Below are 18154 nucleotides of genomic sequence, written 5' to 3' on the forward strand. Positions count from 1 at the left end.
TGGAGATCCGCATGAACCGAATCATCCGCCGACGCGTCCTCACGGCTGCCGTCGCGCTCGCCGCCTGCACCGCATTGCCGTTCGCGTCGTCATCGGCGTTCGCGCAGCCGGCGGGCAAGCCCAAGGTGGCGCTCGTCATGAAATCGCTCGCCAACGAGTTCTTCCTGACGATGGAAACCGGCGCGAAAGACTATCAGGCGCACAACGCCGGCCAGTTCGACCTGATCACCAACGGCATCAAGGACGAGACCGACACGGCGGCGCAAATCCGCATCGTCGAACAGATGATCGTCTCGAAGGTCGATGCGCTTGTGATCGCGCCGGCTGATTCGAAGGCGCTCGTGCCGGTCATCAAGAAGGCGGCGGACGCGGGGATCATCGTCGTGAACATCGACAACCGGCTCGATCCGGACGTGCTCAAGTCGAAGGATCTGAACGTGCCGTTCGTCGGACCGGACAACAAGAAGGGCGCGCGTAAGGTCGGCGACTATCTCGCGCCGAAACTGAAGAAGGGCGATGAAGTCGCGATCATCGAAGGCGTGACGACCACGACGAATTCGCAGGCGCGCAGCGCGGGCTTCAAGGAAGCGATGGACGCCGCCGGCATGAAGGTGGTCGCGCTGCAGTCGGGCGAATGGGAAATCGACAAGGGCAACGCGGTCGCGTCGCAGATCCTGAACGCCAATCCGAACGTGAAGGCGCTCCTGTGCGACAACGACAACATGGCGATCGGCGCCGTGTCGGCGATTCGCGCGGCGGGCAAGGCGGGCAAGGTGCAGGTCGTCGGTTTCGACAACATCGGCGCGATCAAGCCGATGCTCAAGGACGGCCGCGTGCTCGCCACGGCCGACCAGTACGCGGCAAAGCAGGCGGTGTTCGGCATCGACGTGGCGTTGAAGGCGATTGCCGGCCACAAGAAGCAGTCGGAGCTTTCGCAGGTCGTGGAAACGCCGGTCGATCTCGTGACGAAGTGAGCCGGCGCGAAGCCTCAAGTTCGCGGCGGGCGTGCCGATAACACACTGACGAGCGCGAAAGGCAGACGGCGCGGGCACGCTCCGCGGCCTTTCGCGCGGGCTTCGCCCAGCCGTGCTGGATCATTCCGAGGATGCACAACCGAGCCTTGAAGCGCCCCATGACCGGACCGAACGATGCGAACGTGCTGACGGTGACGGGCATCGGCAAGACCTATGTCGAGCCGGTGCTGACGGACGTATCGCTCGATCTCGTCGCGGGCGAGGTGCTCGCGCTGACCGGCGAGAACGGCGCGGGCAAGAGCACGCTGTCGAAGATCATCGGCGGGCTGACCGATCCGTCGACCGGCGCGATGACGCTCGCGGGCCAGCCCTACGCGCCGAAGAGCCGCTCGGAGGCCGAATCGCTCGGCGTGCGCATGGTGATGCAGGAGCTGAACCTGCTGCCGACGTTATCGGTGGCGGAGAATCTCTTTCTGAACCGCTTGCCGTGCAAGGGCTTCGGCTGGATCGACCGCAAGCGCCTCGCAGAAGACGCGCGTCACGCGATGGCGCAAGTCGGGCTCGACGCGATCGATCCGGATACGCTCGTCGGCGGTCTCGGCATCGGGCATCAGCAGATGGTGGAAATCGCGCGCAATCTGATCGGCGATTGCCGCGTGCTGATTCTCGACGAGCCGACCGCGATGCTCACCGCGCGGGAAGTCGATCTGCTGTTCGAGCAGGTCGAAAGGCTGAAGGCGCGCGGCGTCGCGCTCGTGTACATCTCGCACCGGCTGGAGGAATTGCGGCGCATCGCCGAGCGCGCGGCAGTGCTGCGCGACGGACGCCTCGTGCATATCGGTCCGATGGACGCGCTCACGAGCGACCGGCTCGTCACGCTGATGGTCGGACGCGAGATCGGCGAGCGCATCGATCTGGGCGAACGGCGGATCGGCGATGTCGCGCTGAAAGTGGAAGGCATGACGCGGCTGCCGGCCGTGCGCGACGTGTCGTTCGAGGTGCGCGCGGGCGAGATTTTCGGCGTGAGCGGGCTGATCGGCGCGGGCCGCACCGAGCTGATGCGGCTCATCTACGGCGCGGATCGCGCGGACGCGGGCACGGTGTCCGTCGCGCGCAAAGGGCAGGCGCTGCGGCGCGTGACGGTGCAATCGCCGTCGGATGCGGTCGAAGAAGGCATCGCGCTCATCACGGAGGATCGCAAGGGCGAGGGCCTGCTGCTCAGCCTGCCGATCGCCGCGAACGTTTCACTGGGCAACGTCGGCGCGGTGGCGCGGCACGGCGTGGTCGACGCGCGCCGGGAAGCGGCGCTCGCGCAACGGCAGACCGACGCGATGCGGATTCGCACGTCGGGGCCGGCGCAGGCCGTGTCGGAACTGTCGGGCGGCAACCAGCAGAAGGTCGTGATCGGCCGGTGGCTCGCGCGCGACTGCTCGGTGCTGCTGTTCGACGAGCCGACGCGCGGCATCGACGTCGGCGCGAAGTTCGACATCTACGGGCTGATGGGCGCGCTCGCTCGCGAAGGACGCGCGCTCGTCGTCGTGTCGAGCGACCTGCGCGAGCTGATGCTGATCTGCGACCGTATCGGCGTGATGTCGGCGGGGCGCATGACGGGCGTGTTCGAGCGCGCGAACTGGACGCAGGACGCGCTGCTCGCGGCGGCGTTCTCGGGTTACGCGAAGCGCGAGGCGATCCTGCACGAGCCCATCGCCCCGGACGCGAAAGCGCCCGAAGACAACGTGGAGCATTGAATGAGCGAAGCGAATCTGCCCGCCGATGCGCCGAAGAGCACGAAAGGCGTCGGCACGCGTCTGGGCATTTCGAATTACCTGGGTCTCGCGGGCGCGCTCGCCGCGATGATCGCGCTGTTTTCGGTGCTGAGCACGCACTTTCTGACGTACGACACGTTCAGCACGATCGCGAACCAGATTCCGGATCTCGTCGTGATGTCGGTCGGCATGACGTTCGTGCTCATCATCGCGAGCATCGATCTGTCGGTCGGCTCGGTGCTGGCGCTGGGCGCGTCGGTGGTGAGCGTGGCCGCGCTGAAGTGGCACTGGCCGGCGTTTCCGGCGGCGCTGATCGGGCTCGCGGCCGCCGCGCTGACGGGCGCCGTGACCGGCCTCGTGACGGTAGCGTGGCGGATTCCGTCGTTCATCGTCTCGCTCGGGGTGCTGGAAGGCGCGCGCGGGCTTGCGTATCAGATGACGAATTCGCGCACGGCGTACATCGGCGATGCGTTCGATTTTCTGTCGAATCCGATCGCGTTCGGCATCTCGCCCGCGTTCCTGATCGCGGTCGCGGTGATGATAATTGCCCATCTGGTCTTGACCCGGACGGTTTTCGGCCGATATCTCGTAGGGATCGGCACGAACGAGGAAGCCGTGCGTCTCGCGGGCGTGAATCCGCGGCCGTACAAGGTGATCGTTTTCGCGCTGATGGGCGCCTTGTCCGGACTCGCGGCGCTCTTTCAGATCTCGCGGCTCGAAGCCGCCGATCCGAACGCCGGCGCGGGGTTGGAACTGCAGGTGATCGCGGCGGTCGTGATCGGCGGAACGAGCCTGATGGGCGGGCGCGGCTCGGTCATCAGCACGTTTTTCGGCGTGTTGATCATCTCCGTGCTGGCGGCGGGACTGGCGCAGATCGGCGCGAACGAGCCGACCAAGCGCATCATTACCGGCGCGGTGATCGTGGTGGCGGTGGTGCTGGATACATACCGCAGCAGGAGAAAGCGGATTTGATCGAAGGGCGGCGCAGGCGGGCGCTCCGAACGGGGTGGAGCAACGGCCGGCGACGAGAGAAGGCAGCGGGCGGCAGCGGCGAACGGGGATTCATCGCCGCCGCACACAATGAAGCAGGCAGGGCGCGGGGAAAGCAGAGCGGCGCATGAAAAGTGGTCGCGCCGGACGCCTTACGACCAATAAGAGCAGTTGGACCAAAGCATAGCGAAGGACGATGTATGGCGACGATCAAAGACGTGGCAGCCATTGCCGGGGTGTCGTTTACGACGGTATCCCACGTAGTGAACAATTCGCGGCCGGTTTCGGCCGACGTGCGGGCGAAAGTCGAGCGGGCGATCCGTGAGCTCGACTACGTGCCGTCGGCGGTCGCGCGCTCGCTGAAGGCGCGCTCGACGGCGACCATCGGCCTGCTCGTGCCGAACGCGACGAATCCGTATTTCGCCGAGCTCGCGCGCGGCGTCGAGGACGGCTGCGCGAAGAACGGCTATTGCGTGTTCTTCTGCAACTCCGACGACGATCCCGCGAAGCAGCGCAACTATCTGCGCGTGCTGCAGGAAAAGCGCATCGACGGGCTCGTGATTGCATCGGCGGGCGAGGACTCGGTGCTCGCGCAATGCCTCGCGGGCGCGCGCGAGCCGCTCGTGATCGTCGACCGCAATATCGAGGGGCTGCAATCGGACCTCGTGCAGATCGACCACGAAAAGGGCGCGTATCTCGCGACGCGGCATCTGCTGCAGCTCGGGCATTCGAAGATCGGCTGCATCACAGGCCCCGTCGCGACCGCCGTTTCCGCGATGCGCCTGCACGGCTTCATCCGCGCGATGGCCGAGCGCGGCATGGAAATCGCGCCGAACGCGATCCAGCAGAGCGACTTTTCCGCGACGGGCGGTTACGCGGCGGCCTCGCTCCTGCTCGACAACATGAAGCCGACGGCGATCTTCGCGTGCAACGACATGATGGGCATCGGCGCGCTGCGTGCGGCGGCGGAGCGTCACATCAACGTGCCGACGGACTGCTCGATCATCGGTTTCGACGATGTCGAGCTGTCGCGCTACACCTATCCGGCCTTGTCGACGGTGGGGCAATCGGTGCGCGCGCTCGGCGAAATGGCCGCGCAGACGCTGATCGAGCGCATCACCGGCAAGCTGACGGGCACGACGCGCCGCCGCGTGGTGCCGCCGCGCCTCGTGCGCCGCGAATCGACCGCGGTGGTGCCCGAGTCGCGCGGCGCGAAGGCGTAACGACCGCGGTGCAGTAAAGGAACCAAAGGAAACGAGATGGGCGACAGTGCCAAAACCGGCCGCGTGACCGTGGTCGGCAGCCTCAACATGGATCTCGTCGCGCGCGCGCCGCGCCTGCCGCGACCGGGGGAAACGCTCGCCGGACACGCGTTCGCGCAGATGCCGGGCGGCAAGGGCAGCAATCAGGCGGTCGCCGCGGCGCGCCTGGGCGCGCATGTCGCGATGATCGGCTGCGTCGGCGACGATACGAACGGCGCCACGCTCAGAGGCAGCCTCGAAGCGGAAGGCATCGACTGCACGGCGCTCGCGACCAGCGCCAGCGCGCCGACGGGCGTCGCGCTCATCGTCGTCGACGATGCGAGCCAGAACGCGATCGTCATCGTCGCGGGCAGCAACGCCGAAGTCACGCCCGCGCGCATCGAAGCGCAGGAGGCGCTCATCGCGCGCGCCGACGTCATCGTGTGCCAGCTCGAAACGCCGCCGGACGCCGTGCGCGCCGCGCTCGCCACCGGCCGTCGCCTGAAGCGCACGACGATCCTGAATCCCGCGCCCGCGGCGCGCAAGTTGCCGCCGGACTGGTTCCCGCTGATCGACTATCTGATTCCGAACGAACTCGAAGCCGCGACGCTCTCCGGGGTCGCCATCGAAACGCCCGACGACGCGCGCCGCGCCGCGCAGGCGCTCAAGGCGAAAGGCGCGCGCAACGTCATCGTGACGCTCGGCGCGCAAGGGGTGCTGGCTTTGCTCGACGGCGCGGACGACGAAGGCGTTCATCTGCCGTCGCCGCGCGTCGAAGCGGTCGATACGACCGCCGCCGGCGACACGTTCATCGGCGGCTTCTCGGCGGAACTCGCACGCGGCGCGGCGGCAATAGACGCAATCGCGTTCGGCCAGCGCGCGGCGGCAATCGCGGTGACGCGCGAGGGCGCGCAACCATCGATTCCGCACCGCAGCGAAATTTCAGCATAACTTTTCAATATTCATTGAAAACACGGCGCGTCTGACGCGCCGTTTTCTTTTCATACGAAACAAATTCCTCAAGTGCCGACACATTCGCGCCGTTTACATCGATAGCGGTCGCGCGATGTCCCGCGCGCACGCTGCCACGCAACGACGACTCCGCTCGCGAGCGACATCAGGGAAAAAATTCAATGAAAACAGCTTTGACGATCAAGGCGCGCCTCGGCATCTCGATGGCGTTTCTGGGGGCACTGCTCATCGCGATCGGCGCGTTGGGGCTCACCGGCATGAGCCATTCGAATCGCGCGTTTCAAGACACCTATTCGGTGCAGATGCCCGCGGCGATCGCCGTCGGCAACGCGGAAATGTATGCGGCGCGCGAGCGTCTCGTGTTCGATCGCGCGGCGCTGCTCGCCGGCACGCCGGAGGTGGCGGCCACGGTCGAGCGCGCGCGCATGATGCGCGAACGCGCGGACGGCTACTGGAAGCAATACCTGGCGCTGCCGCAAGCGCCGGAAGAAAAGCGCCTCGCCGACGCCGCTCAGGACCGGCGCCTCGCGCTGCAGGGCATCGTCGACAAGGGCGTCGCGGCGGTCTTGGCGAACGATCACGACGCCATCATCGCGAACGCCAAGGCGATGCAGGCGACGTACAACGAGCTCGCCAACGCCAACGACGCGCTGCGCAAGCATCTGACCGAAGCATCCGCGAGAAGCTATGAGGAGACGCAGGACCGCTTCGGATGGTTCCGCGCGCTGAGCTTCGGCGCGATCGCGCTCGGCATCGCCGCGGCCGCGTTCGCGTGGCTGTCGCTCAGGCGCGCCATCGCGCGGCCGCTCGAAGCGGCGCTCGGTCATTTCGAATCGATCGCCGCGGGCGATCTGCGCCGCGAGGTCGCCATCACGTCGCGCGACGAAATGGGCCAGTTGCTCGAAGGTCTCGCCAAGATGCGCACGAGCCTGCTGACGACCGTCCGCACGGTGCGCTCGGGCAGCGAATCGATCGCGTCGGCGACGCAGCAGATCGCCGCGGGCAATACCGATCTGTCGTCGCGCACGGAAGAACAGGCATCGGCGCTGCAGGAAACCGCGTCGAGCATGGAAGAGCTGACCGGCACCGTCCGCCAGAACGCCGACAACGCGCGGCAGGCGAGCGCACTCGCGGCGAACGCGTCGGAAATCGCCGGCAAGGGCAGCGCGGTCGTCACGCAGGTCGTCGACACGATGCGCGAGATCAACGGCAGTTCGTCGAAGATCGCGGACATCATCACGATCATCGAGGGCATTGCGTTCCAGACCAACATTCTGGCGCTCAACGCGGCCGTCGAAGCGGCGCGCGCGGGCGAAGAAGGGCGCGGCTTCGCGGTCGTCGCGGGCGAAGTGCGCAGTCTGGCGCAACGCTCGTCGGCGGCGGCGAAGGAAATCAAGGAACTCATCGACACGTCCGTCGCGCGCGTGCAGACGGGCACGACGCTCGTCGACGAAGCCGGCCGCACGATGAGCGAGATCATCGGCGCGGTGCAGCGCGTGACCGACATCATGGGCGAGATCGCGGCGGCGTCGGAGGAACAGTCGAGCGGCATCGAGCAGGTGTCGCGCGCCGTCACGCAGATGGACGAAGTCACGCAGCAGAACGCGGCGCTCGTCGAGGAAGCGGCGGCCGCCGCGCAGTCGCTCGAAGATCAGGCCGGGCGGCTGCGGCAGGCGGTGGCGGTGTTCCAGGTCGCGGACGGCGCGGCGCTTGCTGCTGTTCCGGCAGCATCCACGATGGCGGCGAAAATTGCACCGCGCGCAACGATGCCTGCGCGCGTTGCCTTGAAGCCGGCGAAGCGCGCACCGGCCGCGCCGTCGCCCGCGCCGAAGGCGTCCGCCACGACGGAGGCAAGCGGCGACTGGGAGACGTTCTGAGCGCGACAGACGGCGCTTAAGGCCCGAATGCGCGCGAGTGCACACGCGCGCGACCAACGTCGATCCGGTAACCCGTACACTGGTGGGTGCCTCACCGCTCACACGAGGATATCGACATGACCGGATCGACACTCGCCGCGAAGCTCGCGGACGCCCGCCGCCGGCATCAGCTGATCGACACGCTGGCGCCGGCCGACATACCTGCGGATGCGCCCACCGCCTACGCGATCCAGCACGAGATGCTGAGGGAGGCGGATGCGCGCATCGGCGCCTGGAAGATCGGCGCGCGCGCCCCCGACGCGCTCGCCACGGGCGCGCCCATCGACGCCGCGCTCGTCCATGTTTCGCCCGCGCGCCTACCTTTTCAATCGTTTTTCCGCGTGCTCGTGGAACTCGAAGTCGCGTTCCGCTTTTCCTATGCGCTGCCCGCGCGACCCGACCCTTACACACGCGAGGAAGTGTTCGACGCGATCGGCGGCATCGCGGTCGCGCTCGAAGTCGTCGACAGCCGTTTCGCTCAATGGCCCAATCTCGATCCGCTGGCCCAGCTCGCGGATTCGCAGAACAACGGCGCGCTCGTCGTATCGGGCATGGAACCTTACGACGTCGTCGCGCCGGGCTTCGACTTTCTGACGCCGCGACTGGAATTCACCCTCGACGGCGTGTCGATCGCACCGGCCGCGCTCGGCAATCCCGCGGGCGATCCGCGCGAATTGCTGCCGTGGCTCGTCAACCATTGTTCTCGCATGGGTTTGACGGTCGAGCCGTTCTGGACCATTACAACAGGTTCCTATACGGGCGCGTATCGCGTCGATGGACCGGGCATGCTGCATGGTGCGATCGATCGCATCGGCGAACTGGAATTGGTGCTCGCATGATGTTCGGATGCGCCGCACCGGGAACGATTATTGATGATGTCGCACGCGCATCGTCTTTATCGGATGCGTGCATCTCTTGAGCGCTTGTCCACGTAACCAAGGATGTGAGGCGCACGTCGCATTGGCGGACGGAAGCAGTAGATAAGTAGCGAAGAGCGCGGGGAAGCGAACAGGCAGGGACCATGTCGCGCAAGAGGATAGCGACATTGGGATGAACATTGTAGGTGAACGAAAATAGCGCACCAAGCTAGGAATTCTTCGAAGCAAATGAACAACGCAAGTGCGTGAAAAAAAATTCGAAAGGGTTTAGGATGATTTCAAGCGATGTCGTTTCGATTACGCGCGTTGCGCACGGCATAGCTTTCTGACTTCGGCGAGGAGGTAGCATGGATATCTACAGCAGTTTCGCGACGCGCTTCGAAAAAACTCGCGAGGAGGAATTCTCGCTCGAAGAGTATCTCGCGCTCTGCAAAGAAGATCCTGCCACATATGCAACAGCGGGCGAACGCATGTTGACGGCCATCGGGGAACCGGAGATGGTCGACACTCGGCTCGACCCGCGTTTATCGCGTGTGTTTGCAAACAAGGTCATCAAGGTGTATCCGGCATTCCGCGAGTTCTACGGAATGGAGGAAGTGATCGAGAACGTCGTGTCCTACTTCCGGCACGCGGCGCAGGGTCTCGAAGAGAAGAAGCAGATCCTTTATCTGCTGGGTCCGGTGGGCGGCGGCAAGTCGTCGATCGCCGAACGACTCAAGCAGCTCATGGAGCGGGTGCCGTTCTATTCGCTGAAGGGCTCGCCCGTCAACGAATCGCCACTCGGCCTTTTCGATTACGACGAAGACGGTCCGGTGCTCGAAGAGCAATACGGCATTCCGCGCCGCTATCTCAAGAGCATTCTCTCGCCGTGGGCGGTGAAGCGCCTGCACGAGTACAACGGCGACATCCGCAAGTTCCGCGTCGTGCGCCGCTATCCGTCGATTCTTCGTCAGATCGGCATTGCGAAGACCGAGCCTGGTGATGAGAACAATCAGGACATCTCGTCGCTCGTCGGCAAGGTGGACATCCGCAAGCTCGAAACGTATTCGCAGGACGACGCCGATGCCTACAGCTATTCCGGCGGCCTGTGCCTCGCCAATCAGGGCTTGCTGGAATTCGTCGAGATGTTCAAGGCGCCGATCAAGGTGCTGCACCCGCTGCTGACCGCGACCCAGGAAGGCAACTTCAAGGGCACGGAAGGCTTCGGCGCGATTCCGTTCGACGGCGTCATCCTCGCGCACTCGAACGAGTCTGAGTGGAAGGCGTTCCGCAACAACAAGAACAACGAAGCACTGCTCGATCGTATCTTCGTCGTGAAGGTGCCGTACTGCCTGCGCTACGGCGAAGAGATCAAGATCTACGAGAAGCTGCTGCGCAATTCGTCCCTCGCCGAGGCGGTCTGCGCACCGGGCACGCTCAAGATGATGGCGCAGATGGCCGTGCTCACGCGTCTGCACGAACCGGAGAACTCGAGCCTCTTCTCGAAGATGCAGGTCTACGACGGTGAGAACCTGAAGGACACGGACCCGAAAGCGAAGTCGTATCAGGAGTATCGCGATTACGCGGGTGTCGATGAAGGCATGACGGGTGTGTCCACGCGTTTCGCGTTCAAGATCCTGTCGCGTGTCTTCAACTTCGATTCGAGCGAGGTCGCGGCGAATCCGGTGCATCTCATGTACGTGCTCGAACAGCAGATCGAGCGCGAGCAGTTCCCGCCGGAAACGGAGCAGAAGTATCTGTCGTTCATCAAGGACGTGCTCGCTTCGCGCTATGCCGAGTTCATCGGCAAGGAGATTCAGACCGCTTATCTGGAGTCGTATTCGGAGTATGGACAAAACATCTTCGACCGCTATGTGACGTATGCGGACTTCTGGATTCAGGATCAGGAGTTCCGCGATCACGACACCGGCGAGAGTTTCGACCGCGCGGCATTGAACGCCGAGCTGGAGAAGATCGAGAAGCCCGCGGGCATCAGCAACCCGAAGGACTTCCGCAACGAGATCGTGAACTTCGTGTTGCGCGCTCGTGCGGCCAATGGCGGCAAGAACCCCGCGTGGATCAGCTATGAGAAGCTGCGTGTGGTGATCGAGAAGAAGATGTTCTCCAACACCGAAGAACTTCTGCCGGTGATTTCGTTCAACGCGAAAGGATCGGCCGAAGAGCAACGCAAGCACGAAGACTTCGTCAATCGCATGGTCGCCAAGGGTTATACGCCGAAGCAGGTCCGGCTCCTGTGCGACTGGTATCTGCGCGTGCGCAAGTCGTCGTGATGTAAGCAAGGCAAGACGGGAGCCGGCGCTCGAAGCGCCTGGCTCCGGTCCCGCGCAAAGCGATAGTCAGGAAGTCCCGGCGGCCCGGGCGCGTGGATTGCAACCGGACCGCACAGTGGACAGTTTGCGAGACGAAAGACGCTGCGATCAGTCGAAGCTCCGCGCAGCGCCTCACAACCTCGCCAATAACGCGGGAGACTGGATGTGCTGCACCAAATCATCGACCGCAGGTTAGCCGGCAAGAACAAGAGCATCGCCAATCGCGAGCGCTTCCTGCGACGCGTCAAGAGTTACATTCGCCGCGCCGTTTCCGACGCGGTGCGCGATCGCAGCATCAAAGACATTCAAAGCACTCAGAGCATCACCATTCCCAAGAAGGACATCTCCGAGCCCTCTTTCCGTAACGGTCCGGGCGGGTAGCGCGAGTACGTTCATCCGCGCTATGCGGATTACATTCGCGGTGACAAGATTCCGCGCCCGCCGGGCGGCGCGGGCGGCGGCGGCAAGAGCGCGAGCAACGAAGGCGAAGGGCAGGACGACTTCGTTTTCGAGCTCTCGCGCGAAGAGTTCATGCAGTACTTCTTCGACGATCTCGAACTGCCGCGCCTCGTCAAGACGCAACTGCTCGCCGTGCCGACGTGGAAGAATGTGCGCGCGGGCTGGGCGGCGGAAGGCACGCCGAACAATATCGACGTGGTGAGATCGCTGCGCTCCGCGCTCGGACGGCGCATCGCGCTCGGCTGGCCGCTTGCATCGCAACTGCGTGAGATGGAGCGCCAGCTCGAACAGCTGAAGGAAGAGAACGGCGATCCGGAAGACATCGCCCGGCTCGAAGCGGATATTGTCATCATGCAGGGCCGGATCACGCGCATTCCGTTCATCGATCCGTTCGACCTGCGCTATATCAATCGCGTGAAGCAGCCGACGCCGTCGAGCAAGGCCGTGATGTTCTGCCTGATGGACGTCTCCGGTTCGATGGACGAGCAACGCAAGGATTTGTCCAAGCGCTTCTTCATCCTTTTGTATCTGTTCCTGCAGCGGAACTACGAGAAGATCGAAGTCGTGTTCATCCGGCACCATACGCGCGCGGAAGAAGTGGACGAAGACACGTTCTTCCATTCGACGGAAAGCGGCGGCACGGTTGTGTCGAGCGCGCTCGAACTCATGAAGAAGATCATGGACGAGCGTTATTCGCCGACTGAATGGAACATTTACGGCGCGCAGGCATCGGACGGCGACAACTGGACGGACGACTCGCCCAAGTGCCGCAAGCTGCTCGCGGAAGACATCCTGCCGAAGGTCCGGTATTTTGCCTATATTCAAGTTGCGCCGGAGGAGCAGAATCTCTGGTTGGAGTATGCTCAGCTTGCGATGGGCGCGCCTGAACTCGCCATGAAGAAGGTCGATTCGGCGGCGGACATCTATCCGGTGTTCCGCGAACTGTTCGAAAAGCAGCAGGCGGCCGCATGACGACGCGGCATTTGCACAACGAGACGCGTGGGTATCAGCTGGAAGGCACGGACGATCGTGTGGATTCCCAGCTCGAATCAGAGGCCAGGCAACGCAAGGCGTCCGCGAAAGCAGACGGCGCGCACGAGGAAGGCAGAATGAATGTATCGGAGAAGCGGCGACCGCTGCCGTGCCCGTCGGACTGGAGCGTCGAACTGATCGAGGAGTACGACGCCGAGATATCGCGCGTCGCGAACCGTTATGGTCTCGACACCTATCCGATCCAACTGGAAATCATCAGCTCCGAGCAGATGATGGATGCGTATGCGTCCGTCGGCATGCCGGTGAATTATCGCCACTGGTCGTTCGGCAAGCACTTTCTTGCGACCGAGAAAGGCTATCGGCGCGGGCAGATGGGCCTCGCGTATGAGATCGTTATCAACTCGAATCCCTGCATCGCGTATCTCATGGAAGAGAACACCATGACGATGCAGGCACTCGTGATTGCGCACGCCGCGTACGGGCATAACTCCTTTTTCAAGGGCAATTATCTTTTCCGCCTGTGGACGGACGCGCACGCGATCATCGATTACCTCGTCTATGCGAAGAATTACATCGCGGAGTGCGAGGAGCGTTACGGGCTGGATCGCGTCGAGGAACTGCTCGATTCGTGCCACGCGCTGATGAATTACGGCGTCGATCGCTACAAGCGGCCGCAGAAACTGTCGCTGGCGAAGGAAGCGGCGATGCGCCGCGAGCGCGAAGCGTATCTGCAATCGCAGGTCAACGAACTGTGGCGCACGCTGCCCAAGGGCAAGGAGCCGTCGCCCGAGGAAACCGAAAGCCGGTATCCGCCGGAGCCGCAGGAGAATTTGCTGTATTTCGCGGAGAAGAATGCGCCGTTGCTTGAGCCGTGGGAGCGGGAAGTGATCCGCATCGTGCGCAAGATCGGGCAATATTTTTATCCGCAGCGGCAGACGCAAGTCATGAACGAAGGCTGGGCCACGTTCTGGCATTACACATTGCTGAACACGCTTTATAACGAAGGCCGTCTCGAAGACAGCTTCATGATGGAGTTTCTGCATTCGCATTCGAATGTGGTGTATCAGCCGCCGGTGACGAAGCCGTATTACAGCGGCATCAATCCGTACGCGCTCGGCTTTTCGATGATGAGCGACATTCGCCGCATCTGCGAAAACCCGACGGACGAGGATCGCGAATGGTTCCCGGAACTCGCGGGAAGCGACTGGCTGGAATCGCTGCATTATGCGATGCGCAATTTCAAGGACGAGAGCTTTATCGCGCAGTATTTGTCGCCGCATCTGATCCGGGAAATGCGTCTGTTCTCGATTCTCGATGACGATATGCGCGATGCGCTGGAAGTGTCGGCCATTCATGACGATAGCGGATATCGTTACGTGCGTCAGGCGCTGTCGCGGCAATACGATATTCATCATCGGGAGCCGAACATTCAGGTTTATTCGGTGAACACGCGTGGGGATCGCAGCCTGACGCTGCGGCATTTCATGACGGATAACCGCCATCTCGCGAACGATAGCGACGAAGTGCTCAAGCACATGGCGCGCTTGTGGCAATTCGACGTTTATCTGGAAAGCGTCGATGAAAACGGAACGGTGAGGAAGCGGTTCGAATGCCGGTATACGGCGCCGAGTACGCGCTGACATCACCTCCGACAGTTATCTGAACAACGCGCGCCGTCTTGAAAGGACGGCGCGTTTTTTTTGCTCAGACGTCGCTTCGCATGGATCGCAGTCAGCCACGAATTAAGAGGATTCGTCTAAACAATCTGCGCTACATGACTGAGAATTGTCCGCAGGAGGATCGAACCATGGCGGACAATTCAGCACCCAGTTCTGATAAATGGCGCGACGGAATAAGTGCAGCGGTTGGGGACGATAGATGGAACAGTTGGGACAATGAAGTTCAACTGGCGGTCAGCGAATTCAATCATCACCTGATCGGAAACGCGGGATATCGACCGCTCGATTGGCGGATCATCAAGGCAATGACATGGGTCGAATCCGGCGCCAACAGTTCCGAATGGAAAAAGAAGCCGATGCAAATAGGTGTAGCAGGAGATCCGGGGCTGTCAGCGCTGCTCTCTGCCAAGGAAGCTGGAGACTTGATTCTGCCGCCAGCATGGAAGTCCCGCCTCACGGTCGCGTCGGTCAGAGCAGACCGCCTTCATAACATTCGGGCGGGAGTGGGTTATCTGCTCATGCGTTCGGCAAGATTCGAGTACCGAAGTGTGCTGGACGGCGATTCCAGAACGTTCGATGTAACCGTCAAGGCTGGCGATAGCCTCGAAAAGGTCGCAAAGGCGCAGGGGGAGTACGGTCGATGTGCTCAAAAGCCTGAATCCGGCAGCGAATATCCTGCGCTCGGGTCAAATCTTAAAGTGCCGAAAGGCATCGATCGGACAAGTCATCACTGGCTGGCGACCGATAAACTCAGCCATGATTGCGAATCGCTATAACGGCGGTGGGGACAGCGAGTACGCAAAAAAATTCGACTACGTCTGGACCATTATTGCGCGATGAAGAATGAGAAGGCCATGAGTACGTTAAGGCGCGTCGGCGTGAGTCTAATAGCCTGCTTTCCATTTTTCGGTCATGCAAATTCAGTGTTGAGCGAAAAGGAACTACGCGCACAATGCAGTTCACTCCACTTTTCGCAGGTGCACGTGCGCGCGTGCCTGGAGGAAAAAGCAAATCAGAGCGAACGCGATTTGAAACAGGCCGAACAGAATGCTATCAGCGCGCTCGCGCAGTGGGATGAAGACGACAGATTCAGCCGCGCGGCCCGAGCGAGTCTCTCAACGTCGAATAAGTCGTTCACTCAGTATCGTGAGGCTCAATGCAAATTCTCAGCGTCACTCAATGGTGGGGCCGCAGGGAATTCTCACGAGATCAGGCGACTCGCGTGCATCGCAGAACTCAACAGCAGACGCGCAGAACAACTGCGCAGCGCAGCGTCGGAACTACCTTCGAAGTAACCGGGGTGAGTGGCATGGCAGCGCGCCAATGCTGCGAGACCACCACTACGCGCCGCAATTCAGATCGCCTTCAACTTGATAACCAGCGTGCGTTTCCCTCGTTCGATAGTCACCTCGCCGGTCGCGGCCGCGTTCAACAGTTCGAGCAGACGGACGAACTTAAGCGTCGCAACCGACGTCCGCTCAACCATGACGACCCGATCGCCAATCTCGATGCCGCTTGCGGCCAATCTGCCGTCCGGTGCGAGTGCGGCGACCCTGTAGCGATCGCCAGCGCGCTGCAGGCCAGCGCCGATAATAGAGGGCGTGCTGTCTTTGGGCGTATCGGGAAGATCGAAGCAGAACCGGTAGTGACGGAAATCCATTTCGAAGCGGTCCATCTTTTCCAGCAAGCCCTGGCCGATACGAGGCGTTGGTGAGCCTGCCAGCACCGTGAGTTTCGGTAGCGCCTTCTGACCGATGGCGAATCCGGCGATCAAACCCTGCTGATTCGGCGTGAATCGATCGGTCGCATCGTAGGAAAAGGTCGTATTGATGCGCTCGAACCATTGCGCTTCCGCGATCGCATCGAACGTTTCCTGTGGCAGCGCGACATCCCCGTTGTCGCCCGTATCGAGCAGGAACGGCAAAGATTCGTCCCTGAGACGCAGTTCGATGAGCGGCGTTCGCTGCGCGGCATCCAGCGTCATGAACGCGCACTGCTGCCATGCATGCGCAGGTGCTTCGCCGGCATACGCGGAGAGCCGCCCGGCAACATAATCGGCTCGCCATGTCAGATTGCGCATCGACTCCATCCCGATGATGCCGTCGAAAGGCCTCTCATCGACGGAAGAAAGGCGCGCCATGTCACCGATGAGCACCGGTCCGCCCGCCGCCATCGACCAACCGTCGAGACGGATCGCCGGACTCGTGCCAAGCTCCATGCGCATCGTGTCGCTCGCCGTTCCGCTCGTGACGGCGCGGTCGCCAACGGGCTCCGATAGCAGGCCGTTCCTGAGGAAAACCGCTTCGGCGGCCGGCGTCATCGGGACGGCGGCCAGCCGACCGCGCCTATCGAGTAGGTTCAGGGTCGCACCTGTATCCAGAAGGACCCGCACTGATTTGCCGTCCGCGCTGCGCGCCTCGAGGAGCCAGTGGCCGTCACGCTTGAGGGGAACCGAAAGCACCGGAACGTCGTCGGCCGCGGCGGGCATGTCGTCGTGCCTGCCGTTGCAACCGGCGAGCACCGCGCAAAGTAAAAAGCCAGTTGCCGTTGCTCGGAGTTTTGCGAGTCTGGGATCGGTTGTCATGCGGTACTGCCGGATGGTGGTTCGAAACCACCACATACAGACAGCCTGCACGCCAAGACACATCTTCTTGATGATTCGTTACAGACGAGCAGGCCACGACACCAGGCAGACCAACGCGCGTCACTCGCCCCGGCCACTCACCCCATCCTGCGAAAACAAATCCCAGCTCGCCATGAACAGCGCCGCGACGAGCGGCCCGATCACGAACCCGTTGATGCCGAAAAGCGCCATCCCGCCGAGCGTCGAAATGAGCACGACCCAGTCCGGCATTTTCGTATCCTTGCCGACGAGAATCGGTCGCAGCACGTTATCGACGAGCCCGATCACCACGACGCAGAACGCGACCAGAATCAGCCCCTTGACGATTTGCCCCGTCATGAAAAAGTAGAGCGCGGCGGGCGCCCACACGATTGCCGCGCCGACCGCGGGCAGCAGCGACAAAAACGCCATCAGCACGCCCCACAAAAGCGAACCGCCGATGCCGAGAATCCAGAAAATCAGCCCGCCGAGAAGACCCTGCACGGCCGCAACCGCGATGTTCCCCTTGACCGTCGCGCGCACCACGGTCGTGAACTTCGCGATCAGATGCTGCTTCGGCTCGGGATCGAGCGGAATCGCGCGCCGGATGCGCCGTCCGATTTCGCCGCCATCGCGCAGTAGAAAAAACACCAGATAAAGCATCACGCCGAAGCTCACCACGAACTGGAACGTGTTCTGCCCGATCGACAGCGCCTGCGTCGCGGCGAACTGGCTGATCTGCGACGCGCCTTCCATCAGCTTGCGCTGCACGCCGGGAATGTCGTCGAGTCCATAACGGCCGAGCAGTTGCTGCACCGACGCCGGCAACGCGTGCAGCACATGCTGGAAGTAAAGCCCGAAATTCAGCTCGCCGCTCTTGATCCGCGCGTAGACGAGGGCGATTTCCTGCACGAGCGTCACCGCGACGATCGCGAGCGGAATGATGACGATGAGAATCGCGGCGGCCAGCGTCGTCAGCGCGGCGAGGTTTCGACGCTTGCCGAAGCGCGCGGCGAGGTAACGCTGCATCGGCTGAAACAGGATCGCGAGAATCGCACCCCAGAAGATGGCGCCAAAAAACGGCAGCAGCACCCAGGCGAGCGCGAGCGTCACGACGCACAGCAGGATATGGAAGAAATTCTGATTGACGTTGTGGTTATTCATTAGCGGCCAGGAAACAAACAAAAGGGCGAAGAGCGGGGCGTTCGCGCTAGGGTTCGAGCAAGAATTCGTCCAAGGGTTCGCCGCGAACCGGCCGATTGTTCGGTCACTGCTGGAGCCGAACCGCTCGCGTCGACTAAAATCCGGCTTCCAATCCTTGCGGATCGCTTTCCGGGAACACGGCGAGCAGGCGCGCGCGAACGAGCCGATCGTT

At 62.6% G+C, this 18154-nt stretch carries 13 protein-coding genes and 1 pseudogene; 12 read left to right on the plus strand and 2 right to left on the minus strand.

What is annotated here, in order from left to right; genetic code table 11:
- Positions 1–11 precede the first annotated feature (11 nt).
- From QCE49_RS06595 to QCE49_RS06650, 12 genes and pseudogenes are all read left to right on the plus strand, one after another.
- A complete protein-coding gene (locus QCE49_RS06595) occupies positions 12–974 on the plus strand; it encodes a sugar ABC transporter substrate-binding protein (protein ID WP_008349661.1) in 963 nt (320 codons plus the stop codon).
- A 158-nt stretch (positions 975–1132) separates the two neighbouring features.
- Entirely contained in the window at positions 1133–2722 is a 1590-nt protein-coding gene (locus tag QCE49_RS06600) for a sugar ABC transporter ATP-binding protein (protein WP_250459235.1), read from the plus strand.
- Positions 2723–3712 (plus strand): ABC transporter permease, encoded by a 990-nt coding sequence (locus tag QCE49_RS06605; protein WP_250439732.1) that lies wholly within the window; start codon positions 2723–2725, stop codon positions 3710–3712. It begins immediately after the preceding gene.
- Positions 3713–3930: 218 nt separating this feature from the next.
- Entirely contained in the window at positions 3931–4953 is a 1023-nt protein-coding gene (locus QCE49_RS06610; RefSeq protein ID WP_008349655.1) for a LacI family DNA-binding transcriptional regulator, read from the plus strand.
- A gap of 36 nt (positions 4954–4989) precedes the next feature.
- Positions 4990–5922 (plus strand): ribokinase, encoded by a 933-nt coding sequence (rbsK, locus tag QCE49_RS06615; protein ID WP_250459233.1) that lies wholly within the window; start codon positions 4990–4992, stop codon positions 5920–5922.
- A 182-nt stretch (positions 5923–6104) separates the two neighbouring features.
- A complete protein-coding gene (locus QCE49_RS06620; protein ID WP_250459222.1) occupies positions 6105–7820 on the plus strand; it encodes a methyl-accepting chemotaxis protein in 1716 nt (571 codons plus the stop codon).
- Between the two features lie 116 nt (positions 7821–7936).
- Positions 7937–8698 carry a hydratase gene (locus QCE49_RS06625; protein ID WP_008349648.1) on the plus strand — a complete coding sequence of 254 codons (762 nt, stop codon included), beginning with the start codon at positions 7937–7939 and terminating at the stop codon, positions 8696–8698.
- Positions 8699–9084: 386 nt separating this feature from the next.
- Positions 9085–11007 (plus strand): PrkA family serine protein kinase, encoded by a 1923-nt coding sequence (locus QCE49_RS06630; protein ID WP_008349646.1) that lies wholly within the window; start codon positions 9085–9087, stop codon positions 11005–11007.
- Positions 11008–11211: 204 nt separating this feature from the next.
- Positions 11212–12477, plus strand: a pseudogene (locus QCE49_RS06635) (YeaH/YhbH family protein).
- Positions 12474–14138, plus strand: a complete 1665-nt coding sequence (locus QCE49_RS06640) for a SpoVR family protein (RefSeq protein ID WP_008349642.1) — start codon at positions 12474–12476, stop codon at positions 14136–14138. Before QCE49_RS06635 ends, QCE49_RS06640 begins: the two are co-directional and overlap by 4 nt.
- A gap of 167 nt (positions 14139–14305) precedes the next feature.
- A complete protein-coding gene (locus QCE49_RS06645) occupies positions 14306–14953 on the plus strand; it encodes a peptidoglycan-binding protein (RefSeq protein ID WP_309805819.1) in 648 nt (215 codons plus the stop codon).
- A 78-nt stretch (positions 14954–15031) separates the two neighbouring features.
- The gene (locus QCE49_RS06650; protein WP_033535930.1) at positions 15032–15472 is read left to right on the plus strand and encodes a lysozyme inhibitor LprI family protein; all 441 of its coding nucleotides are present in this window, start codon (positions 15032–15034) and stop codon (positions 15470–15472) included.
- Between the two features lie 59 nt (positions 15473–15531).
- Here QCE49_RS06650 and QCE49_RS06655 read toward each other — a convergent pair whose 3' ends face one another.
- Both QCE49_RS06655 and QCE49_RS06660 read right to left on the minus strand, forming a co-directional pair.
- A complete protein-coding gene (locus tag QCE49_RS06655) occupies positions 15532–16761 on the minus strand; it encodes a hypothetical protein (protein WP_250459220.1) in 1230 nt (409 codons plus the stop codon).
- A 120-nt stretch (positions 16762–16881) separates the two neighbouring features.
- Positions 16882–17943: an AI-2E family transporter gene (locus tag QCE49_RS06660; protein WP_175982891.1), complete on the minus strand. Its 1062-nt coding sequence runs from the start codon at positions 17941–17943 to the stop codon at positions 16882–16884.
- Between the last annotated feature and the right edge of the window lie 211 nt (positions 17944–18154).

The sequence above is a fragment of the Caballeronia sp. LZ008 genome (assembly GCF_031451435.1).
GTDB classification, from domain to species: Bacteria; Pseudomonadota; Gammaproteobacteria; order Burkholderiales; family Burkholderiaceae; genus Caballeronia; species Caballeronia zhejiangensis.

Bases quoted from the DNA above. Each gene is read 5' to 3' on its own strand.
- QCE49_RS06630 (WP_008349646.1), top strand. From the start codon at position 9,085: ATGGATATCTACAGCAGTTTCGCGACGCGCTTCGAAAAAACTCGCGAG.
- rbsK (WP_250459233.1), top strand. From the start codon at position 4,990: ATGGGCGACAGTGCCAAAACCGGCCGCGTGACCGTGGTCGGCAGCCTC.
- QCE49_RS06600 (WP_250459235.1), top strand. From the start codon at position 1,133: ATGACCGGACCGAACGATGCGAACGTGCTGACGGTGACGGGCATCGGC.
- QCE49_RS06595 (WP_008349661.1), top strand. From the start codon at position 12: ATGAACCGAATCATCCGCCGACGCGTCCTCACGGCTGCCGTCGCGCTC.
- QCE49_RS06645 (WP_309805819.1), top strand. From the start codon at position 14,306: ATGGCGGACAATTCAGCACCCAGTTCTGATAAATGGCGCGACGGAATA.
- QCE49_RS06605 (WP_250439732.1), top strand. From the start codon at position 2,723: ATGAGCGAAGCGAATCTGCCCGCCGATGCGCCGAAGAGCACGAAAGGC.
- QCE49_RS06610 (WP_008349655.1), top strand. From the start codon at position 3,931: ATGGCGACGATCAAAGACGTGGCAGCCATTGCCGGGGTGTCGTTTACG.
- QCE49_RS06655 (WP_250459220.1), bottom strand. From the start codon at position 16,761: ATGACAACCGATCCCAGACTCGCAAAACTCCGAGCAACGGCAACTGGC.
- QCE49_RS06660 (WP_175982891.1), bottom strand. From the start codon at position 17,943: ATGAATAACCACAACGTCAATCAGAATTTCTTCCATATCCTGCTGTGC.
- QCE49_RS06620 (WP_250459222.1), top strand. From the start codon at position 6,105: ATGAAAACAGCTTTGACGATCAAGGCGCGCCTCGGCATCTCGATGGCG.
- QCE49_RS06640 (WP_008349642.1), top strand. From the start codon at position 12,474: ATGACGACGCGGCATTTGCACAACGAGACGCGTGGGTATCAGCTGGAA.
- QCE49_RS06625 (WP_008349648.1), top strand. From the start codon at position 7,937: ATGACCGGATCGACACTCGCCGCGAAGCTCGCGGACGCCCGCCGCCGG.
- QCE49_RS06650 (WP_033535930.1), top strand. From the start codon at position 15,032: ATGAGTACGTTAAGGCGCGTCGGCGTGAGTCTAATAGCCTGCTTTCCA.